We start from the raw sequence: 16,860 nt of genomic DNA, 5'->3' as shown, positions 1-16,860 counted from the left end.
GGGACCGGAGGCAGCAGCCGTGGCAGACGTCTTTGGCCAGGAGTTGCGCGAGCAGCTGGCGCAGGCGCGCCTCGAACTCGCGGCGGCCCGCGCTGCCGACGACGAGGACGGTGTGGACGCCTACCGGGGACGGATCACCGGGCTCCTGCACATCGCGGCACGGTACGGGATCGACCTGCCGCACAGCGCGGAGGAAGAGGAAGAGGACTGAGCCGGGCCGGGCGAGGCTCAGCCCTGGAGCGGCTTCCGGCCCACCGCCGGGAGCCGCTCCTGCCGCTCCCGCTCCTGCTGCTCCCGCTTCCGCTGTTTCGGCGGGCGGCTGCCGGCCAAGGGGGAGGCCGAGTTCGGTCCGCGCAGCCGCTGCGCGGCGATCTGGCGCGCGATCACGATGTCCAGCAGGCCCCAGGCCGTCCCGAACACGCCGAGTGCGGTGGCCAGCAGGGCGGGCGTCAGCAGCGGGCTCCGGGCGATCGAGGCGAGCCCGGCCACGAGCAGGGCGACCACCGTGCACGAGAGGTACAGCCAGGCCCGGACGGCTGCGGAGCGCACCTCGTCGGGCAGACGGCGTCGGACGGCTGACATCGGAGACTCCCAGCGCGGGCGGCGTGCGACGGCGCACAACGCGCCCTCCGTGCCACAGAGTGCCCCGTCCGGGCCGATTCATTCCCACGAATGGTCAAATTCGCCGCAAACCGGGCATCCGGGTCAGCCCAGGGTCGCGTCCAGCTCCTCCAGCGCCCCCACCACGATCGTGCGCATCGCCCGTTCGGCCTGCTCCGCGTCGCCCGCGCAGATCGCGTCGGCCACCTCGCGGTGCAACTGGACGGCGTACGGCCTCGGCTGGTGCGGCATCAGCTGATGCTCCGTCCGCCCGGTGAGCACCGCGCCCACGGTGCCGCCGAGGTGCGCGAACATCTCGTTCCCGGAGGCCCGCAGGATGGTCGCGTGGAAGGCGATGTCGTGCCGTAGGAAGGTCTCCAGGTCGGCGGCGCGCGCGGTGACGGTGAGTTCGACCGCCAGGGCGCCGAGCTCCCGGCGCTGGTCGTCGGTGGCCTGACGGGCCGCCAGCGCGGCGGCGGCGGGCTCGACGGCGACCCGCAGCGAACCGAGCGAGCGCAGCTGGGGGCCCCGGTCCGCGCCGGCCAGCCGCCAGCGGATCACCAGCGGGTCGAAGACGTCCCAGTCCGACCTGGGCTGCACCGTGATCCCGACCCGCCGCCGCGAGGCCACCAGCCGCATCGACTCCAGGATCCTGACCGCCTCCCGGACGACGGTCCGGGACACCCCGTACTTCGCCTCCAGCTCCTCGCCGCGCAGTACCGCGCCGACCGGGATCTCACCCGAGGCGATGGCTGGTCCGAGGTCTGCGAGCAGTCGGCCGGGCAGGCCCTGGATGTCCATCCGTCCAGATTAGAGGCCGATCACCGGGGTGGCCGGGCCGGGTCGGAGGAGACGGGCATGAAAAGTATGACGATTGAGTTTCATGGTCTTGAATAAGTCATACCTTTGCGAGAAGGTTGCGCCAGATCAGGGAGAACAGGAGCACCACCCCATGGCTCTCAGCGTCGAGAACCGTCGGCCCACCATCGTGGTGATGGGCGTCTCGGGCGTCGGGAAGACCACCGTCGCCCGGCTGCTCGCCGAGCGGCTCGCCCTCCCGTACGCCGAGGCGGACGACTTCCACCCGCCCGCCAACATCGCCAAGATGGCGGCCGGCACCCCGCTGGACGACGCGGACCGCGCCCCCTGGCTGGCCGCCCTCGCGGGCTGGCTCGGCGACCGGGCGCAGGCCGGGGCGGGCGGCGTGGTCACCTGCTCGGCGCTCAAGCGGCGGTACCGCGACACCCTGCGGACGCACTGCCCGGACGCGTTCTTCCTGCACCTCAGCGGTGGGCACGGCCTGGTCGAGGACCGCCTCGCCCACCGGGCCGGGCACTTCATGCCGGCCTCGCTGCTTGACTCCCAGTACGCCGCGCTCGAACCGCTCCAGCCGGACGAGCACGGCGCCGTCCTGGACGTCGCCCACACCCCCGCACAACTCGTCGAGATGGCCGAAGCCCTGCTCCGGCCCGTCAATGGAGACCTCGCGTGACGCTCCCCACCCTGCTCGCCGCCGCCCCGCCGGCGCTGCCCCACAGCGGCGGCGACGGCCGCCTGCTGGTCGCGGTGCTGCTCAGCATCGGCGCGATCGTGCTGCTGATAACCAGGCTGAAACTGCACCCCTTCCTCGCCCTGACGCTGGGCTCCGGCCTGCTCGCCGCCGTGGCCGGCGTGCCGTTCGACAAGCTCACCACCAGCTTCACCACCGGATTCGGAGCCACCGTCAGCAGCGTCGGCCTGCTGATCGGGCTGGGGGCGATGCTCGGCAAGCTGCTCGCCGACTCCGGCGGGGCCGACATCATCGCGGACACCGTGCTCGGCCGGTCCAGCCGCCGGATGCTGCCCTGGTCCATGGCGCTGATCGCGGCGGTGCTCGGGCTGCCGCTGTTCTTCGAGGTCGGCGTGGTGCTGCTGATCCCGATCGTGCTGCTGGTCGCCCGGCGCGGCAACCTGCCGCTGATCCGGATCGGCATCCCCGCGCTGGCCGGACTCTCCGTCCTGCACGGCCTGGTGCCGCCGCACCCCGGCCCGCTGGTCGCCGTCGACGCGCTGAAGGCGGACCTCGGCGTCACGCTCGCGCTCGGCCTGCTGATTGCCGTCCCCACCCTGATCGTCGCGGGCCCGCTGTTCGCCCGCCTCGCCGAGCGCTGGGTCGGCCCGCTCGACCTCCCGGCCCAGGTCACGCCCGCCGAGAGCGTGCAGCGCGACCGCAGCCCGTCCTTCGGCGCGGTGCTGGCGACCATCCTGCTGCCGGTCGTGCTGATGCTCGGCAAGGCCCTGGCGGACGTGGTCGTCGACGAACCGAAGGCGCTGCCGCAGCGGGTGGCGGACTTCGTCGGCTCGCCGCTGACCGCGCTGCTGGCCGCCGTCCTGCTCGGCATGCTGACGCTGGGCCGGGCGGCCGGGTTCGGCAAGGCCCGGATCTCCACCACGCTGGAGAAGTCACTCGCGCCGATCGCCGGGATCGTCTTCATCGTCGGTGCGGGCGGCGGCTTCAAGCAGACCCTGATCGACGTCGGGGTCGGCAACGCGGTGAGCGCGTGGTCCGGCAAGTGGCACGTCTCGGCCCTGCTGCTCGGTTGGCTGATCGCCGTCCTGATCCGCCTCGCGACCGGCTCCGCCACGGTCGCCACCATCACCGCCGCCGGCATCGTCTCCCCACTGGCCGCCGGGCTGTCCACCTCCCACACGGCCCTGCTGGTCCTGGCGATCGGCGCGGGCTCGCTCTTCTTCTCCCACGTCAACGACGCCGGCTTCTGGCTGGTCAAGGAGTACTTCGGGATGACCGTCGGTCAGACCCTGAAGTCCTGGTCAGTGATGGAGACGATCATTTCGGTGGTCGCCATCGCGCTGATCATGCCCCTCAGCCTGCTCGTCTGACCCACTGCGCCGGGGGGAGCGGGGAGGGCCCGGCACCGGAGGCTGTCCTCCGGTGCCGGGCCCTCCCCGCCCCCCGTTGAGCGTTGCTCAGGCGAACCACTGGTCGTGTGCGAGTTTCACCACCAGGCTCACCACCACCACGACCAGTACCCCCCGGACGAAGCCGCTGCCGCGCTTGAGCGCCATCCGCGCGCCGATCAGCCCGCCCGTCAGGTTGAAGGCCGCCATCAGCGCGGCCAGCTGCCAGAGCACCCTGCCCTGGTAGGAGAACATCACCAGTGCGCCGAGGTTGGTGCAGAGGTTCACGATCTTGGTGGTCGCCGAGGCGGCCACCAGGTCCAGGTGCAGGGTCGTGGCCAGCGCGAGCACCAGGAAGGTGCCCGTACCGGGGCCGACCAGCCCGTCGTAGAAGCCGATGCCCGTTCCGACGACCAGGATGGCGACCAGCACCCGCTGCCGGCTCACCGGCCCGGTGGCCGGCGCCGAGCCGAAGGACGGCCGGAACAGTACGAACGCCAGGACGGTCAGCAGCACCACCATGATGAGCGGGCGCAGCACCGCGCTGTCGATCCCTGCCGCGAAGAACGCCCCGCAGAGCGAGCCGCAGGCCGCCGCCAGGCCGATCCGGAAGGCGGTCCGCAGGTCGATCCTGGTCCGCCGGGTGTAGGTGACGGCCGCCGCGCCGGTGCCGACGATCGACACGGCCTTGTTGGTACCCAGGACGTACGCCGTCGGCAGGTGCGGCAGGCCGAGCAGCAGCGCGGGCAGCTGGATCAGGCCGCCGCCGCCCACCACCGCGTCGACCCACCCGGCCCCGCCCGCCGCGAGGCAGAGCAGGGCCAGGGTGGTCAGGGGTATGTCGGGCATGGCCGTCGCCTTCGTCTGCTGATTGTCGGACCGGAGGTCACTGTGCCGGACCGGTCGCGGTGGTCTCCACCAGCACGTTCGAAGTGTTGATCATGGATCGCCCGCGAACCGGCAAGATCAAGAAAATTTGAGCTTCCCCTGAGCTTCCGCGCACCCGGGTAACCAAAAGGGGCGCGAGGAACTGCGCGAGACCGGAAGGCGACGACCTGTGCCCTACCGCTCTCGCGCAGTTCCCCGCGCCCCTGACTGTGGCTGAGCGGGTGCCTACTTCGCTCCGCGCTTCGCGAGGAAGGCGGCGACCTGGGCCTGGATCTCCGGGGTGTCCAGCCCACGGACCGTCATCGTGGTGCGGCGGCGCAGCACGTCGTCCGTGGTGTACGCCCACTCGTTGTCGGCCGCGAAGGCGACCTGGGCCCAGACGTCCGGGCCGTCCGGGTGGATCGGCTCGCCGAGCTCGGGGTTGTCGGCGATCAGGCGGGCGATCTCGAAGGAGAGCGTGCCGTAGTGGCTGGCCAGGTGCTTGGCGACCAGCGGCTCCATCCGCGAGCCGGGCTCACGGTCGATCAGCAGCCGGTGCGCGACGGCGTTCGGCGCGCCGACACCCGGCAGCGGGACGGTGTTCGGGATCGCCGACATGTCCTCGGCCAGCCCGGTGCCCGAGACGTGCGCCAGCTTCTCCAGCACGGTACGGCCGATGTGACGGTACGTCGTCCACTTGCCGCCCGCGACCGAGAGCATGCCGCCCCGGCCCTCGGTGACGACGGTCTCGCGCTTGGCGGCCGAGGTGTCGCCGGGGCCGCCGGGCAGTACCCGCAGGCCGGCGAAGGAGTAGGTGATCAGGTCGCGGTCGAGGTGCTCGTCCTTGATCGCGTGCCCGGCCTCGCCGAGGATCTGGTCGATGTCGGCCTCGGTGGCGCGCACGTCCTGCGGGTCACCGGTGTACTCCTCGTCCGTCGTCCCGAGCAGGACGTGGTCCTCCCACGGGATGGCGAAGGAGACGCGGTACTTGTCGATCGGGATGGTCAGCGCGGCGCGCCACGGCGTACGGCGCTTGACGACCACGTGCGCGCCCTTGGAGAGGCGGATGCTGGGGGCCGAGCCCGCGTCCTCCATCTTGCGCAGGTGGTCGACCCAGGGGCCGGTGGCGTTCAGCACCAGGCGGGCGTTGACACCGAACTCGGTGCCGTCCAGCCGGTCCTTCAGCTCGGCGCCGGTGACCCGGGTGCCGGTGAAGCGCAGGCCGGTGACCTCGGCGTGGTTGAGCACCACGGCGCCCGCCTCCACGGCGGCGCGCACGGTCATCACCGCGACGCGCGAGTCGTTCATCTGGTGGTCGCCGTAGACCGCGACCGAGCGCAGGCCCTCGGTGCGCAGCGCGGGCACCTGCTGCGCGGCGTGCGCGGCGGTGGAGACCCGGCCCATGCCGTCGCGGAAGGCGGAGAGCGCGGAGTACAGGAAGACACCGGCGCCGAGCTTGGTCGCGCCGTGCGGGCCGCCCTTGTAGACGGGGACGAAGAAGGTCAGCGGGTTGACCAGGTGCGGGGCCACGTCGCTGGAGAGCACGCGGCGCTCCTTGTGGTTCTCCGCGACGAGCTTCACCGCGCCGGTCTGCAGGTAGCGCAGCCCGCCGTGGACGAGCTTGGAGGAGGCGCTGGAGGTGGCACCGGCGAAGTCGCCGGCGTCGACCATGGCGACCTTCAGGCCCGACTGGGCCGCCGTCCAGGCGGTCGCGGTGCCGAGGATGCCGCCACCGATCACCAGCAGGTCGTAGGTGGCCTTGCCCAGCTGCTCGCGGGTCTCGGCGCGGGAGGCGGTGTGGCCGGTGCTGCGGCCGGCGCCCAGGGTCGGGAAGGTAGCCATGGTCTGTTTTACGGCGTCCGGTGCGGGCGGGCGCCGTTTCTCCTCTCGGGTGTGCGATCGGCCTCAGCTGGAGGCCGGGGTCCGGCCCGTCAGAGCCGGAAACATCTTCGGCCGGCCGGGGCCCAGGGCCCCGGCCGGCTCGTACGGCTAGTTCTGCTCGTCCTCCTCCACCCAACCCATGGTGCGCTCCACGGCCTTCAGCCACTTCTTGTACTCGCGCTCCCGGGTGGCCTCGTCCATGCGGGGGGTCCACTCGGCGGCGCGGTGCCAGTTGGCCCGCAGGGTGTCCAGGTCGGGCCAGAAGCCGACCGCGAGGCCGGCCGCGTAGGCGGCGCCCAGCGCGGTGGTCTCGGCCACGTACGGGCGCTCGACCGGGACGTCCAGGACGTCGGCGATGTTCTGCATCAGCAGGTTGTTGGAGGTCATGCCGCCGTCGACCTTGAGGGCCGTCAGCGTCACGCCGGAGTCCTTCTCCATCGCGTCGACGACCTCGCGGGTCTGCCAGGCGGTGGCCTCCAGCACGGCGCGGGCCAGGTGGCCCTTGGTCACGTACCGGGTCAGACCGGCGATCACACCGCGGGCGTCGGAGCGCCAGTACGGGGCGAACAGGCCGGAGAAGGCCGGGACGAAGTAGGCGCCGCCGTTGTCCTCGACGGTGTTGGCGAGGGTCTCGATCTCGGCGGCCGTCGAGATGATGCCGAGCTGGTCGCGCAGCCACTGCACCAGCGAGCCGGTGACGGCGATCGAGCCTTCCAGCGCGTAGACCGGGGCCTGGTCGCCGATCCGGTAGCCGACGGTGGTCAGCAGGCCGTGGTACGAGTTGACGATCTTCTCGCCGGTGTTCAGCAGCAGGAAGGTGCCGGTGCCGTACGTCGACTTGGCCTCGCCCTCGCTGAAGCAGGTCTGGCCGAACAGCGCGGCCTGCTGGTCGCCGAGCGCGGCGGCGACCGGTACGCCCGCCAGGTCGCCGACCGCGTGGCCGTAGACCTCGGCGGAGGAGCGGATCTCCGGCAGGACGGCCAGCGGCACGCCCATCGACTCGGCGATCTTCTCGTCCCACGCCAGCGTGTTCAGGTTCATCAGCATGGTGCGCGAGGCGTTGGTGACGTCGGTGACGTGCTTGCCGCCGTCGACGCCGCCGGTGAGGTTCCAGATGACCCAGGTGTCCATGGTGCCGAACAGGATGTCGCCGGCCTCGGCGCGCTCGCGCAGGCCCTCGACGTTGTCCAGCAGCCAGCGGATCTTCGGGCCGGCGAAGTAGCTGGCCAGCGGGAGGCCGGTCTCGCGGCGGAAGCGGTCCTGGCCGACGTTGCGGCCGAGCTCGCGGCAGAGCGCCTCGGTCCGGGTGTCCTGCCAGACCAGCGCGTTGTGGACGGGCTTGCCGGTGTTCTTGTCCCACAGGACGGTGGTCTCGCGCTGGTTGGTGATACCGATCGCGCGGATGTCGTCCTTGGTCAGGCCGGCCTTCTCCAGCGCGCCGCGGACCACGGACTGCACCCGGGTCCAGATCTCGGCGGCGTCGTGCTCGACGTAGCCCGGCTGCGGGAAGATCTGGCTGTGCTCCTGCTGGTCGACCGCGACGATCCGGCCGTCCGCGCCGAAGATGATGCAGCGGCTGGAGGTGGTGCCCTGGTCGATCGCGGCGATGTAGTTACCGGAAAGCTCGGTGGTCATGAGGTCCTCGGCTCGGAAGGAGGGGTTGGGGGGAACGGGACCGGTCTGCCTGACGCAGGTTCAGTCCCGTATATCGTGCTCGGGCAAACCCGGGCTGAAGGCGGCGCTCCGACGGGAAGGCGACTTCCTAGAAGGCGACGTTGTACAGCCCGCCGGCGAGCAGGGCTCCGATGACCGGGCCGGCCACCGGGATCCAGGCGTACGACCAGTCGGAGCCGCCCTTGTTCGGGATCGGCAGCAGCGCGTGCACGATGCGCGGGCCGAGGTCACGGGCGGGGTTGATCGCGTAGCCGGTCGGGCCGCCGAGCGAGAGGCCGATGCCGACCACGGTGAAGGCGGTGACGAGCACGCCCACGCCGTTGAGGGCCAGGTCGCCCTTGTTCAGCCCGTGGGTGAGGATCGCCAGGCAGAGCACCATGGTGCCGATGATCTCGGTCAGCAGGTTCTGGACCGGGTTCCGGATCTCGGGCCCGGTCGAGAAGATGCCGAGCGTCGGCTCCTCGTTGGCCTGGAACTGGCCGAAGTAGGTGACCCAGACCAGCACGGCACCGATCATCGCGCCGAGCAGCTGGGAGCCGATGTAGACCGGGACCTTGCTCCAGTCGCCGCTCTGGACGGCGAGGGCGATGGTGACGGCCGGGTTCAGATGGGCGCCGGACTTCGGGAGCACCATGTAGGCGGCGACCATCACCGCGAAGCCCCAGCCGAAGGTGATCGCGAGCCAGCCGGCGTTGAGAGCCTTGGACTTCTTGAGCGTGACGGCGGCGCAGACGCCACCGCCGAGGAGTATCAGCGCAGCGGTGCCGATGGTTTCGCCGACGAAGATGTCGCCGTTGGAGAAGGCGGACACAAAGACTCCTTTGTCCGTATGGCCTGGAGCAGGTGGGGGAGAACGGCGTGTCGTTCGGTGTTCTGCGGCCACCGTTCGACAATGTCGACCGTCATGCGGAAGCTTGCTCTCTCGTCCCGGCTCACGTCAAGGGAGGGTGACCCTCCTGTGACCCATCACTCGCTGTGACCGTAGGTCGCCCGTGAAACTAGCAGCAGAACGCCACGAAATCCTGACAAAACGCCAGAGCGCGGACAGGCCGAAGCCCGCCCGCGCTCACAGGGAGGAAGGGGTCAGAAACGTCCCGCGCCGAGGTCCCGCGAGATCGCCCGCGCGGCGCTGCGCACCGAGGCGACCAGCGACGGACGGACGAACCCGTCCTCGCACACCCGCTCCACCGCGCCGCTGATGCACACCGCGCCGACCGGGTTGCGCCGCCGGTCCTGGATCAGCGCGCCGATCGAGGCGACGCCCTCCCAGGTCTCCTCGATCGAGTCGGCCCAGCCGCGCTCCCGGACCAACGCGCACTCGGCGTCGATGTCGCCCAGGTCGGTCAGGGTCCGCGAGGTGTACGACTCCAACGGCCCCTCGCCCAACTCCCCACGGGCCACCGGGTCGTACGCCAGCAGCATCTTGCCGAGCGCCGTGCTGTGCAGCGGCTGCATCGAGCCGACCTCCAGCACCTGCCGGGTGTCGTCCGGCCGGAACACGTGGTGGACGATCAGCACCCCCTGCTGGTGCAGCACCCCGAGGTAGACCGTCTCGCCGCTGGCCCGGGCCAGGTCGTCCGCCCAGACCAGGGCGCGGGCGCGCAGCTCGTGCACGTCCAGGTAGCTCTGGCCCAGCCGCAGCAGCTCCGCGCCCAGCTGGTACTTCCCGCTCTCCGGGTCCTGCTCGACGAACCCCTCCATCTGGAGGGTGCGCAGGATGCCGTGGGCGGTGCCCTTCGCCAGGTCCAGCGAGGTCGCCACCTCCGACAGGCCGAGCCGGCGCTCGCCGCCGGCCAGCAGTCGCATGATCGCGGCTGCCCGGGAGAGCGACTGGATCGGGCCGGGCATGGGTACCTCCGCTGACAAGTGGTCGACATTGTCGACCGGAATGGTCTCGGCATGAGTCTGCCAGGCTGACGCCCGACCGTGCACCTTCCCCCGTCAGCTACCGCCCGCCGCCCGCCCCCGGACGGCGGCCGCCAGCTCCGCGATCTGGGCCGGACCCACCCGGCAGCAGCCTCCCACCAGCCGCGCGCCGTCGCCCACCCACCCGGCCACCTCCGCCGCGCGGAACCCCTGCACACCCCGCCAGTCCCGGGCTCCGGCGTCCCAGGCCTCGCCGCTGTTCGGATAGACCACCACCGGCTTGCCCGTCACCCCGGCCGCGATCCGCACCGCCCGCCCCGCGTCCCCGGGCGTGCAGCAGTTCACACCCACCGCGACCACCTCGTCCACCTCGGCGGCGAGCGCGAACGCCTCCGCGAGCGGCTGCCCCGCGCGGGTGCGCGCCCCCTCGACGCTGTACGACAGCCAGACCGGCACCCCGAGCCCGCGCACCGCCCGCAGCAGCACCCGCGCCTCGTCCGCGTCCGGGATCGTCTCGACCGCCAGCACGTCCGGCCCGGCGGCGGCCAGCGCCTCCAGCCGGGGTCGGTGGAACCGCTCCAGCTCCGCCTCGCCCACCCCGTACCGGCCCCGGTACTCCGACCCGTCCGCCAGCACCGCACCGTACGGCCCGACCGACGCCGCCACCCAGCGTGCACCGCCCCCGGGCGTCCGCCGCGCGGCCTCCCGCGCCAGCTCCACACTCGACCCCAGCAGCCGTACGGCCCCGGCCCGCCCGATGCCCCGCCGCGCGAACCCCTCGAAACTCGCCTGGTAACTCGCGGTCACCGCGACCTCCGCCCCCGCCGCGAAGTACCCGGCGTGCGCCCGGACGACCGCCTCCGGCTCGTCCGCCAGCAGCCGGGCCGTCCACAGCCCGTCCGAGAGGTCCTGGCCCGCGTCCGCCAACTGGTTCGACAGCCCCCCGTCGAGCACCAGCGGCCCGGCGGCCAGCGCCTCGGCGAAAGTGGCGGGACGGACGCGCACGGAGGGCCTCCAGCGGGGCTCGGACAGTGCCTGAACTCTACGACCGCACGGCCGCCGACCCCGTAGGGCAAGACGCCTGACCGCACCTCCCCGCCGCACTACCATCCACAACATGACCACTCACGAGGCCGACCGGACCGCGCACGGGCCCCACTCCCACTGCCACTGGTGCGGAACGCCCTACCCGCCCGGCACCGTCGACTGGCCCCGCAGCTGCCCCGGCTGCGCGGAGATCAGCTACCGCAACCCACTGCCCGTGGTGGTCGTCCTGCTCCCCGTCGACGTACCCGACGGCGACCGCCAACTGGTCGTCATCCGCCGCACCATCGAGCCCGGCTACGGCGAACTCGCCTTCCCCGGCGGCTACATCGACTACGGCGAGAGCTGGCAGCAGGCCGCCGTCCGCGAACTCCGCGAGGAGACCGGCATCCACGCCGACCCGGCCGACATCACCCTGGTCTCCACCGCCTCCGACGCGGCCGGCGGCTTCCTCTGCCTCTTCGGCCTCCTCCCCGCCCGCCCCCTCGCCGACCTCCCACCCTCCCGCCCCACCGACGAGACCGACGGCTGGCAACTCGCCACCGCCGAAACCCCCCTCGCCTTCCAGTTCCACACGGGCGTCCAACAGTCCTGGTTCACCGGCGACTACGCCAAACTCTGAACACCAGCCCAGCCACCCCAGGGGCGCGAGGAACTGCGCGAAATCGGAAGGCGACCGCCCCGCACCCTTTGCACCCAAAGTCAGCTGCACTTCCCCAGGGGCGCGGGGAACTGCGCGAACCCGGAAGGCGACCGCCCCGCACCGTCCGCACCCAGAGCCAGCTGCACCCCCCAACCGACCCCCGCACCCTCCCGCACCACGCACCCCCCGACCCCCCGTGACCAGGCGAGCCCCTGGCGCAGCCAGGCCGCACGTGGCAGGGTCTGCACCGTCAGAGCCACCCCGGACGGGCCCTGCGACCAGCAGCCCCCGTCCCCCATCCTTCGGCCGGGAGACCACCACCGTGACCACCTCCACCCAGGACCAGCCGCTCTGGCGGCCCGCCCCCGAGCGCGCCGCTGCCACCCAGCTGGTGGCCTTCCAGGCCTGGGCCGCCGAACACCACGGAGCCCCGGCCGCGCCCCTCGCGCCCACCACCACGGACGACGAGGCCGCCGCCCGCTACGCGGCCCTGCACGCCTGGTCCACCGAGGACCTCGACCGGTTCTGGACGGCCGTTACCGCCTGGTTCGACGTCCGCTTCTCCACCGCACCTGACGCAGTCCTCGCCGACCCGGCGATGCCCGGCGCCCGCTGGTTCCCGGGCGCCCGCCTCAACTACGCCGAGCACGCGCTGCGCCACGGCGAGGACCTGGCCAACGCGGACCGGCCCGCCATCCTGCACATGGACGAGCAGACCCCCGAGCCGGTCGCTCTCAGCTGGGCCGAGCTCCGCCGCCAGGTCGGCTCGCTCAGCGCCGCGCTCCGCGCCCAGGGCGTCGGCCCCGGCGACCGGGTCGGCGCCTACCTGCCGAACATCCCGCAGGCGATCGTCGCCCTGCTCGCCACCGCCTCGATCGGCGCCGTCTGGACCTCCTGCGCTCCCGACTTCGGCGCCCGCAGCGTCCTGGACCGCCTGCAGCAGATCGAGCCGGTCGTCCTGTTCGCCGTCGACGGCTACCACTACGGCGGCAAGAACCACGACCGCACCGAGGTGGTCGCCGAGCTGCGCCGCGAACTCCCGACCCTGCGCGCGGTCGTCCACGTCCCGCTGCTCGGCGGCCCCGCCCCCGAAGGCGCCCTGCACTGGGACGACCTCACCGCCTCCGCCACCGAGCCGGTCTTCGAGCAGCTCCCGTTCGACCACCCGCTCTGGGTCCTCTACTCCTCCGGCACCACCGGCCTGCCCAAGGCCATCGTGCAGAGCCAGGGCGGCATCCTGGTCGAACACCTCAAGCAGGCCGGGCTCCACCTCGACCTCACCCCCGAGGACCGCTTCCTCTGGTACACCTCCACCGGCTGGATGATGTGGAACTTCCTGGCGGCCGGCCTGCTGGTCGGCGCCACCGTCGTCACCTACGACGGCAGCCCGGGCCACCCGGACACCGGCGCCTTCTGGTCGGTCGCCGCCCGCACCGGCGCCACCGTCCTCGGCACCTCCGCCGCGTACGTGATCGCCAGCCGCAAGGCCGACCTGCACCCGGGCCGTGACCTCGACCTCAGCGCCGTCCGCTGCCTGGGGACCACCGGCTCGCCGCTGCCGCCCGACGGCTTCCGCTGGATCTACGACGAGGTGAAGTCCGACCTCTGGCTCGCCTCGGTCAGCGGCGGCACCGACGTCTGCAGCTGCTTCGTCGGCGGCGTACCCACCCTCCCGGTGTACCTCGGCGAGATCCAGGCCCCCTGCCTGGGCGCGGCCGTCGAGTCCTGGGACGTCCAGGGCAAGGCCCACACCGACGAGGTCGGCGAGCTGGTCGTCACCCAGCCGCTGCCGTCCATGCCGATCGGCTTCTGGAACGATCCCGACGGCGCCCGCTACCGCGACAGCTACTTCGAGATGTACCCGGGCACCTGGCGCCACGGCGACTGGATCACCGTCACCTCGCGCGGCACCGTCGTCATCCACGGCCGCTCCGACTCCACCCTGAACCGCCAGGGCGTCCGGATGGGCTCCTCGGACATCTACGAGGTGGTCGAGCGCCTCCCCGAGATCGCCGAGTCGCTGGTGATCGGCCTCGAAGAGGCGGAGGGCGGCTACTGGATGCCGCTCTTCGTCGTCCTCGCCCCCGGCGCCACCCTCGACGACCCGCTGATCGGCCGGATCCGCACCTCGCTGCGCACCGAGCTCTCCCCGCGCCACGTCCCCGACGAGGTGATCGCCGTCGAGGGCCTCCCGCACACCCTCACCGGCAAGCGGATCGAGGTCCCGGTCAAGCGCCTGCTCTCCGGCACCCCCCTCGACCAGGCGGTCAACCCCGGCTCGGTCGACAACCTCGACCACCTCCGCTTCTTCGAACGCCTCGCCGCCACCCGCCGCGGCTGAGCACCCCAGAGGGGCGCGGGGAACTGCGCTGCCGACCCTGCACTCCCGTGCACAGCCGCGCAGCGCGTTCCCCGCGCCCCCTACGTCTCTCTCATCACCGGTGAACCCCAAAGGGGCGCGAGGAACTGCGCTGCCAACCACACACCTCCGTGCACAGTTGCGCAGCCCAGCTCCCCGCGCCCCGCCCGAGTTACTCCCCGGAAAGCACCTGCGCCGCCGCAGCCCGCGCCTCTTCCGCGCTGTCCATCGCCCGCGCAGCCTCCGCCGCCCGCTGACACTGCGCCAGCGTCACCTTGGCGAGAGCCGCCCGCACGTACGGGATCGACGCCGCGCCCATCGACAGGCTGGTCACCCCGAGCCCCACCAGCACGCAGGCCAGCAGCGGGTCGGACGCGGCCTCACCGCACACGCCGCAGCTCTTGCCCAGCGAGCGCGCCGCGTCCGCCGACAGCGAGACCAGGTCGAGCAGCGCCGGCTGCCACGGGTCCTGCAGACGGGCCAGCGCACCGACCTGGCGGTCGGCGGCGAAGGTGTACTGCGCGAGGTCGTTGGTCCCCAGCGAGAGGAACTCGACCTCCTGCAGGATCGAGCGGGCCCGCAGTGCGGCGGACGGGATCTCCACCATCGCGCCGAACTTCGCCCGAAGCCCGGCCTCCCGGCAGGCGTCCGCGAACGCCTTGGCGTCCACCCGATCGGCCACCATCGGGGCCATCACCTCAAGGTGCACCGGCAGACCCTCGGCGGCCTTGGCCAGGGCCCGCAGCTGGGTCCGCATCACCTCGGGGTGCTCCAGCAGGGTCCGCAGCCCGCGTACGCCGAGCGCCGGGTTGGGCTCGTCGGCCGGGGTGAGGAAGTCCAGCGGCTTGTCGGCGCCAGCGTCCAGCGCCCGCACCACCACCCGGCCCTCGGGGAAGGCCTCCAGCACCTTGCGGTACGCCTCGACCTGCTTCTCCTCGCTCGGCGCCTTCGCCGAGTCGTCGAGGAAGAGGAACTCGGTCCGGAACAGGCCGACGCCCTCGGCACCGGCGTCCAGCGCGGCGGGCAGGTCGGCGGGCCCGCCGACGTTGGCCAGCAGCGGCACCAGGTGCCCGTCCGAGGTCTGCCCGGGGCCGGAGCTGGCGGAGAGCGCCGCCCTGCGCTCGGCGGCGACCCGCCGCAGCTCGGTCTGCTTCTCCTTGGAGGGAGCGATCAGCACCTCACCGCTGCTGCCGTCGACGGCCACGACCACGTCCTCCGCCACCTCGGCGGCACCGGGCAGCGCGACGACGGCCGGCACGCCCATCGCCCGCGCCAGAATGGCGCTGTGGCTGGTCGGGCCGCCCTCCTCGGTGACGAAGCCGAGCACGAGCGCGGGGTCGAGCAGCGCGGTGTCGGCGGGCGCGAGGTCCCGGGCGAACAGGACGTACGGCTCGTCGCTGTCCGGCAGGCCGGGCATCGGGACACCGAGCAGCCGGGCGACGATCCGGTTGCGCACGTCGTCCAGGTCCGCGACCCGCCCGGCCAGGTACTCCCCGGCGGCGGCCAGCAGCGCCCGGTAGGCGGCGAACGCGTCGTAGACGCCGCGCTCGGCGCTGCTGCCGACGGTGATCCGGCGGCTGACGTCGGCCATCAGCTCGGGGTCCTGCGCCATCAGCGCCTGGGCCTCCAGCACGGCCTGCGCCTCGCCGCCGGCCAGGTTGCCCCGGGCGATCAGGTCCGCCGCCACGGCGTCCACGGCGGCCTGGGCCCGGGCCTGCTCGCGGGGGGCGTCCTCGGTCGGGATCTGCGTCGCGGGCGGCTCCAGGACCGCAGTACCCATGTGCCGCACGGGGCCGATCGCGACACCGTGGCTGACACCTACGCCTCGCAGCGTCTTTTCCATCTCACCGTCTCCGCTTGGGATGCGGCCTGCTGACGGCCGCGCTGTCCTTGGCCGCCCCGTCCGGTCCGACGAGGCGGGATGCTCGGCTTGCGTGTCCGCCTGCTGGCCCACACCACTGTGCACCCGCTGTGCACCCGCGCCCAGGGCGCCGAGCGGCCCGGGACGCAGCAGAGGTCACTGCCAACTGAACAGGGTGTCGCCGGCCTTGACGTCCCCGTCCTCGCGGACCTCGCCGAGCGCGTCGGAGCTGGCCTCCAGCGCGACGATCGGGGAGATCGGCGACTTGCCGGCCGCCTCGACGGCGGCAGGGTCCCACTTGATGACGGCCTGCCCGCGGGTCACCGTGTCGCCCTTGCTGACGAGCAGCTCGAAGCCCTCGCCGTTCAGTTGCACGGTGTCGATACCGAGGTGGGTGAGCACGCCGTGCCCGTTCCCGTCGACGACGACGAACGCGTGGGGGTGCATCGAGACGACCACGCCGTCCACCGGAGCCACCGCCTCCGTCGGTTCGCGCACCGGGTCGATCGCGGTGCCGGGGCCCACCATGGCGCCGGAGAAGACGGGGTCGGGCACGGCGGCGAGCCCGACGGCGCGGCCGGCCAGCGGCGACATCACAGTGGTCATGGGGGAGCCTCCCGGGTGCGGAGTACAAGGTGCAGCCGCAGGACAGCGGCAAGGACATCGGCTGAAGCCTAAATCATGTCAACTACGGACATATCGCACTCGACCCACAGGGGATGGCCAGGCGGTACCGAGCTGCTTCATCAGCACCACCGGCCCATCGCCACGTGCCGACAGGGCAGTCGTACCAGTGGCCGGCGGCCCCTGCGCGCCCAAGTGGTCTAGTCCTCTTGGCCGACTCGCCGCACTCTACGGCATCGGGATGAGGAGGCACGATCGCCTCGACCGCCCCCGCGGCCCGCCCTGACTGCGCCAGCCGGGCGACGCGCCGCGCGGCTCGATTAGGCACTCGGCGCGGGAAGGGCTATCGTTTGTCGAGTCGCCGCGGAACGAAGCGGTGAACATTGCGAGTCAGAACCGCAAAGCTCTGGTTAAGACCAGGCAAACGGATCTGGTAAGCTAGTGACAAGAACGAAGCGCCCGGAGAGCCTGCGAGAGCAGCTTGAAGGAAGCGTCCGTTCCTTGAGAACTCAACAGCGTGCCAAAAGTCAACGCCAGATATGT

General features: G+C 72.2%; 15 protein-coding genes. 5 read left to right on the top strand and 10 right to left on the bottom strand.

Annotation, left to right across the window (positions count from 1 at the left end; all coding sequences use genetic code 11):
• Positions 1-19 precede the first annotated feature (19 nt).
• Entirely contained in the window at positions 20-211 is a 192-nt protein-coding gene (locus tag ABD330_RS23365) for a hypothetical protein (RefSeq protein WP_344467916.1), read from the top strand.
• A gap of 17 nt (positions 212-228) precedes the next feature.
• Here ABD330_RS23365 and ABD330_RS23360 read toward each other — a convergent pair whose 3' ends face one another.
• Together ABD330_RS23360 and ABD330_RS23355 are read right to left on the bottom strand one after the other, a co-directional pair.
• Positions 229-582 (bottom strand): hypothetical protein, encoded by a 354-nt coding sequence (locus ABD330_RS23360; RefSeq protein WP_344467915.1) that lies wholly within the window; start codon positions 580-582, stop codon positions 229-231.
• Between the two features lie 123 nt (positions 583-705).
• Positions 706-1,401, bottom strand: a complete 696-nt coding sequence (locus tag ABD330_RS23355; RefSeq protein WP_344467914.1) for a FadR/GntR family transcriptional regulator — start codon at positions 1,399-1,401, stop codon at positions 706-708.
• A gap of 151 nt (positions 1,402-1,552) precedes the next feature.
• Here ABD330_RS23355 and ABD330_RS23350 point away from each other — a divergent pair, with 151 nt between their 5' ends.
• Positions 1,553-2,092, top strand: a complete 540-nt coding sequence (locus tag ABD330_RS23350) for a gluconokinase (protein ID WP_344467913.1) — start codon at positions 1,553-1,555, stop codon at positions 2,090-2,092.
• On the top strand, positions 2,089-3,480 hold the full coding sequence (locus ABD330_RS23345) for a GntT/GntP/DsdX family permease (protein ID WP_425555618.1): 1,392 nt from the start codon (positions 2,089-2,091) through the stop codon (positions 3,478-3,480). Before ABD330_RS23350 ends, ABD330_RS23345 begins: the two co-directional genes overlap by 4 nt.
• 87 nt (positions 3,481-3,567) lie before the next feature.
• Here ABD330_RS23345 and ABD330_RS23340 read toward each other — a convergent pair whose 3' ends face one another.
• From ABD330_RS23340 to mmuM, 6 genes are all read right to left on the bottom strand, one after another.
• Positions 3,568-4,347 carry a sulfite exporter TauE/SafE family protein gene (locus ABD330_RS23340; RefSeq protein ID WP_344467912.1) on the bottom strand — a complete coding sequence of 260 codons (780 nt, stop codon included), beginning with the start codon at positions 4,345-4,347 and terminating at the stop codon, positions 3,568-3,570.
• A 264-nt stretch (positions 4,348-4,611) separates the two neighbouring features.
• The gene (locus ABD330_RS23335; protein WP_344467911.1) at positions 4,612-6,207 is read right to left on the bottom strand and encodes a glycerol-3-phosphate dehydrogenase/oxidase; all 1,596 of its coding nucleotides are present in this window, start codon (positions 6,205-6,207) and stop codon (positions 4,612-4,614) included.
• Between the two features lie 147 nt (positions 6,208-6,354).
• Positions 6,355-7,881: a glycerol kinase GlpK gene (gene glpK, locus ABD330_RS23330; RefSeq protein WP_344467910.1), complete on the bottom strand. Its 1,527-nt coding sequence runs from the start codon at positions 7,879-7,881 to the stop codon at positions 6,355-6,357.
• A 127-nt stretch (positions 7,882-8,008) separates the two neighbouring features.
• Positions 8,009-8,731 (bottom strand): MIP/aquaporin family protein, encoded by a 723-nt coding sequence (locus tag ABD330_RS23325; RefSeq protein WP_344467909.1) that lies wholly within the window; start codon positions 8,729-8,731, stop codon positions 8,009-8,011.
• A 272-nt stretch (positions 8,732-9,003) separates the two neighbouring features.
• Positions 9,004-9,768: an IclR family transcriptional regulator gene (locus ABD330_RS23320; protein ID WP_344467908.1), complete on the bottom strand. Its 765-nt coding sequence runs from the start codon at positions 9,766-9,768 to the stop codon at positions 9,004-9,006.
• Positions 9,769-9,861: 93 nt separating this feature from the next.
• Entirely contained in the window at positions 9,862-10,791 is a 930-nt protein-coding gene (gene mmuM / locus ABD330_RS23315) for a homocysteine S-methyltransferase (protein ID WP_344467907.1), read from the bottom strand.
• A 112-nt stretch (positions 10,792-10,903) separates the two neighbouring features.
• Here mmuM and ABD330_RS23310 point away from each other — a divergent pair, with 112 nt between their 5' ends.
• Positions 10,904-11,452 (top strand): NUDIX domain-containing protein, encoded by a 549-nt coding sequence (locus tag ABD330_RS23310; RefSeq protein WP_344467906.1) that lies wholly within the window; start codon positions 10,904-10,906, stop codon positions 11,450-11,452.
• A 343-nt stretch (positions 11,453-11,795) separates the two neighbouring features.
• Positions 11,796-13,814 (top strand): acetoacetate--CoA ligase, encoded by a 2,019-nt coding sequence (locus ABD330_RS23305; RefSeq protein WP_344467905.1) that lies wholly within the window; start codon positions 11,796-11,798, stop codon positions 13,812-13,814.
• A 190-nt stretch (positions 13,815-14,004) separates the two neighbouring features.
• On the opposite strand, the gene ptsP is transcribed toward ABD330_RS23305, so the two are convergent.
• Positions 14,005-15,675, bottom strand: coding sequence for a phosphoenolpyruvate--protein phosphotransferase (ptsP, locus tag ABD330_RS23300; protein WP_344467904.1), 1,671 nt, complete (start codon positions 15,673-15,675; stop codon positions 14,005-14,007).
• A 174-nt stretch (positions 15,676-15,849) separates the two neighbouring features.
• A complete protein-coding gene (locus ABD330_RS23295; protein ID WP_344467903.1) occupies positions 15,850-16,299 on the bottom strand; it encodes a PTS sugar transporter subunit IIA in 450 nt (149 codons plus the stop codon).
• Positions 16,300-16,860: the final 561 nt, after the last annotated feature.

The organism is Kitasatospora kazusensis, from assembly GCF_039529945.1.
Taxonomy (GTDB): Bacteria; Actinomycetota; Actinomycetes; order Streptomycetales; family Streptomycetaceae; genus Kitasatospora; species Kitasatospora kazusensis.
Note: the sequence above shows the minus strand (reverse complement) of the source record. Positions and strands in the feature narration are given on the sequence as shown.

Excerpts from the sequence above, each read along its gene's own strand:
- ABD330_RS23360 (WP_344467915.1), bottom strand. The coding sequence starts at position 582 with ATGTCAGCCGTCCGACGCCGTCTGCCCGACGAGGTGCGCTCCGCAGCC.
- ABD330_RS23355 (WP_344467914.1), bottom strand. The coding sequence starts at position 1,401 with ATGGACATCCAGGGCCTGCCCGGCCGACTGCTCGCAGACCTCGGACCA.
- ABD330_RS23350 (WP_344467913.1), top strand. The coding sequence starts at position 1,553 with ATGGCTCTCAGCGTCGAGAACCGTCGGCCCACCATCGTGGTGATGGGC.
- ABD330_RS23340 (WP_344467912.1), bottom strand. The coding sequence starts at position 4,347 with ATGCCCGACATACCCCTGACCACCCTGGCCCTGCTCTGCCTCGCGGCG.
- ABD330_RS23335 (WP_344467911.1), bottom strand. The coding sequence starts at position 6,207 with ATGGCTACCTTCCCGACCCTGGGCGCCGGCCGCAGCACCGGCCACACC.
- glpK (WP_344467910.1), bottom strand. The coding sequence starts at position 7,881 with ATGACCACCGAGCTTTCCGGTAACTACATCGCCGCGATCGACCAGGGC.
- ABD330_RS23320 (WP_344467908.1), bottom strand. The coding sequence starts at position 9,768 with ATGCCCGGCCCGATCCAGTCGCTCTCCCGGGCAGCCGCGATCATGCGA.
- ABD330_RS23310 (WP_344467906.1), top strand. The coding sequence starts at position 10,904 with ATGACCACTCACGAGGCCGACCGGACCGCGCACGGGCCCCACTCCCAC.
- ptsP (WP_344467904.1), bottom strand. The coding sequence starts at position 15,675 with ATGGAAAAGACGCTGCGAGGCGTAGGTGTCAGCCACGGTGTCGCGATC.
- ABD330_RS23295 (WP_344467903.1), bottom strand. The coding sequence starts at position 16,299 with ATGACCACTGTGATGTCGCCGCTGGCCGGCCGCGCCGTCGGGCTCGCC.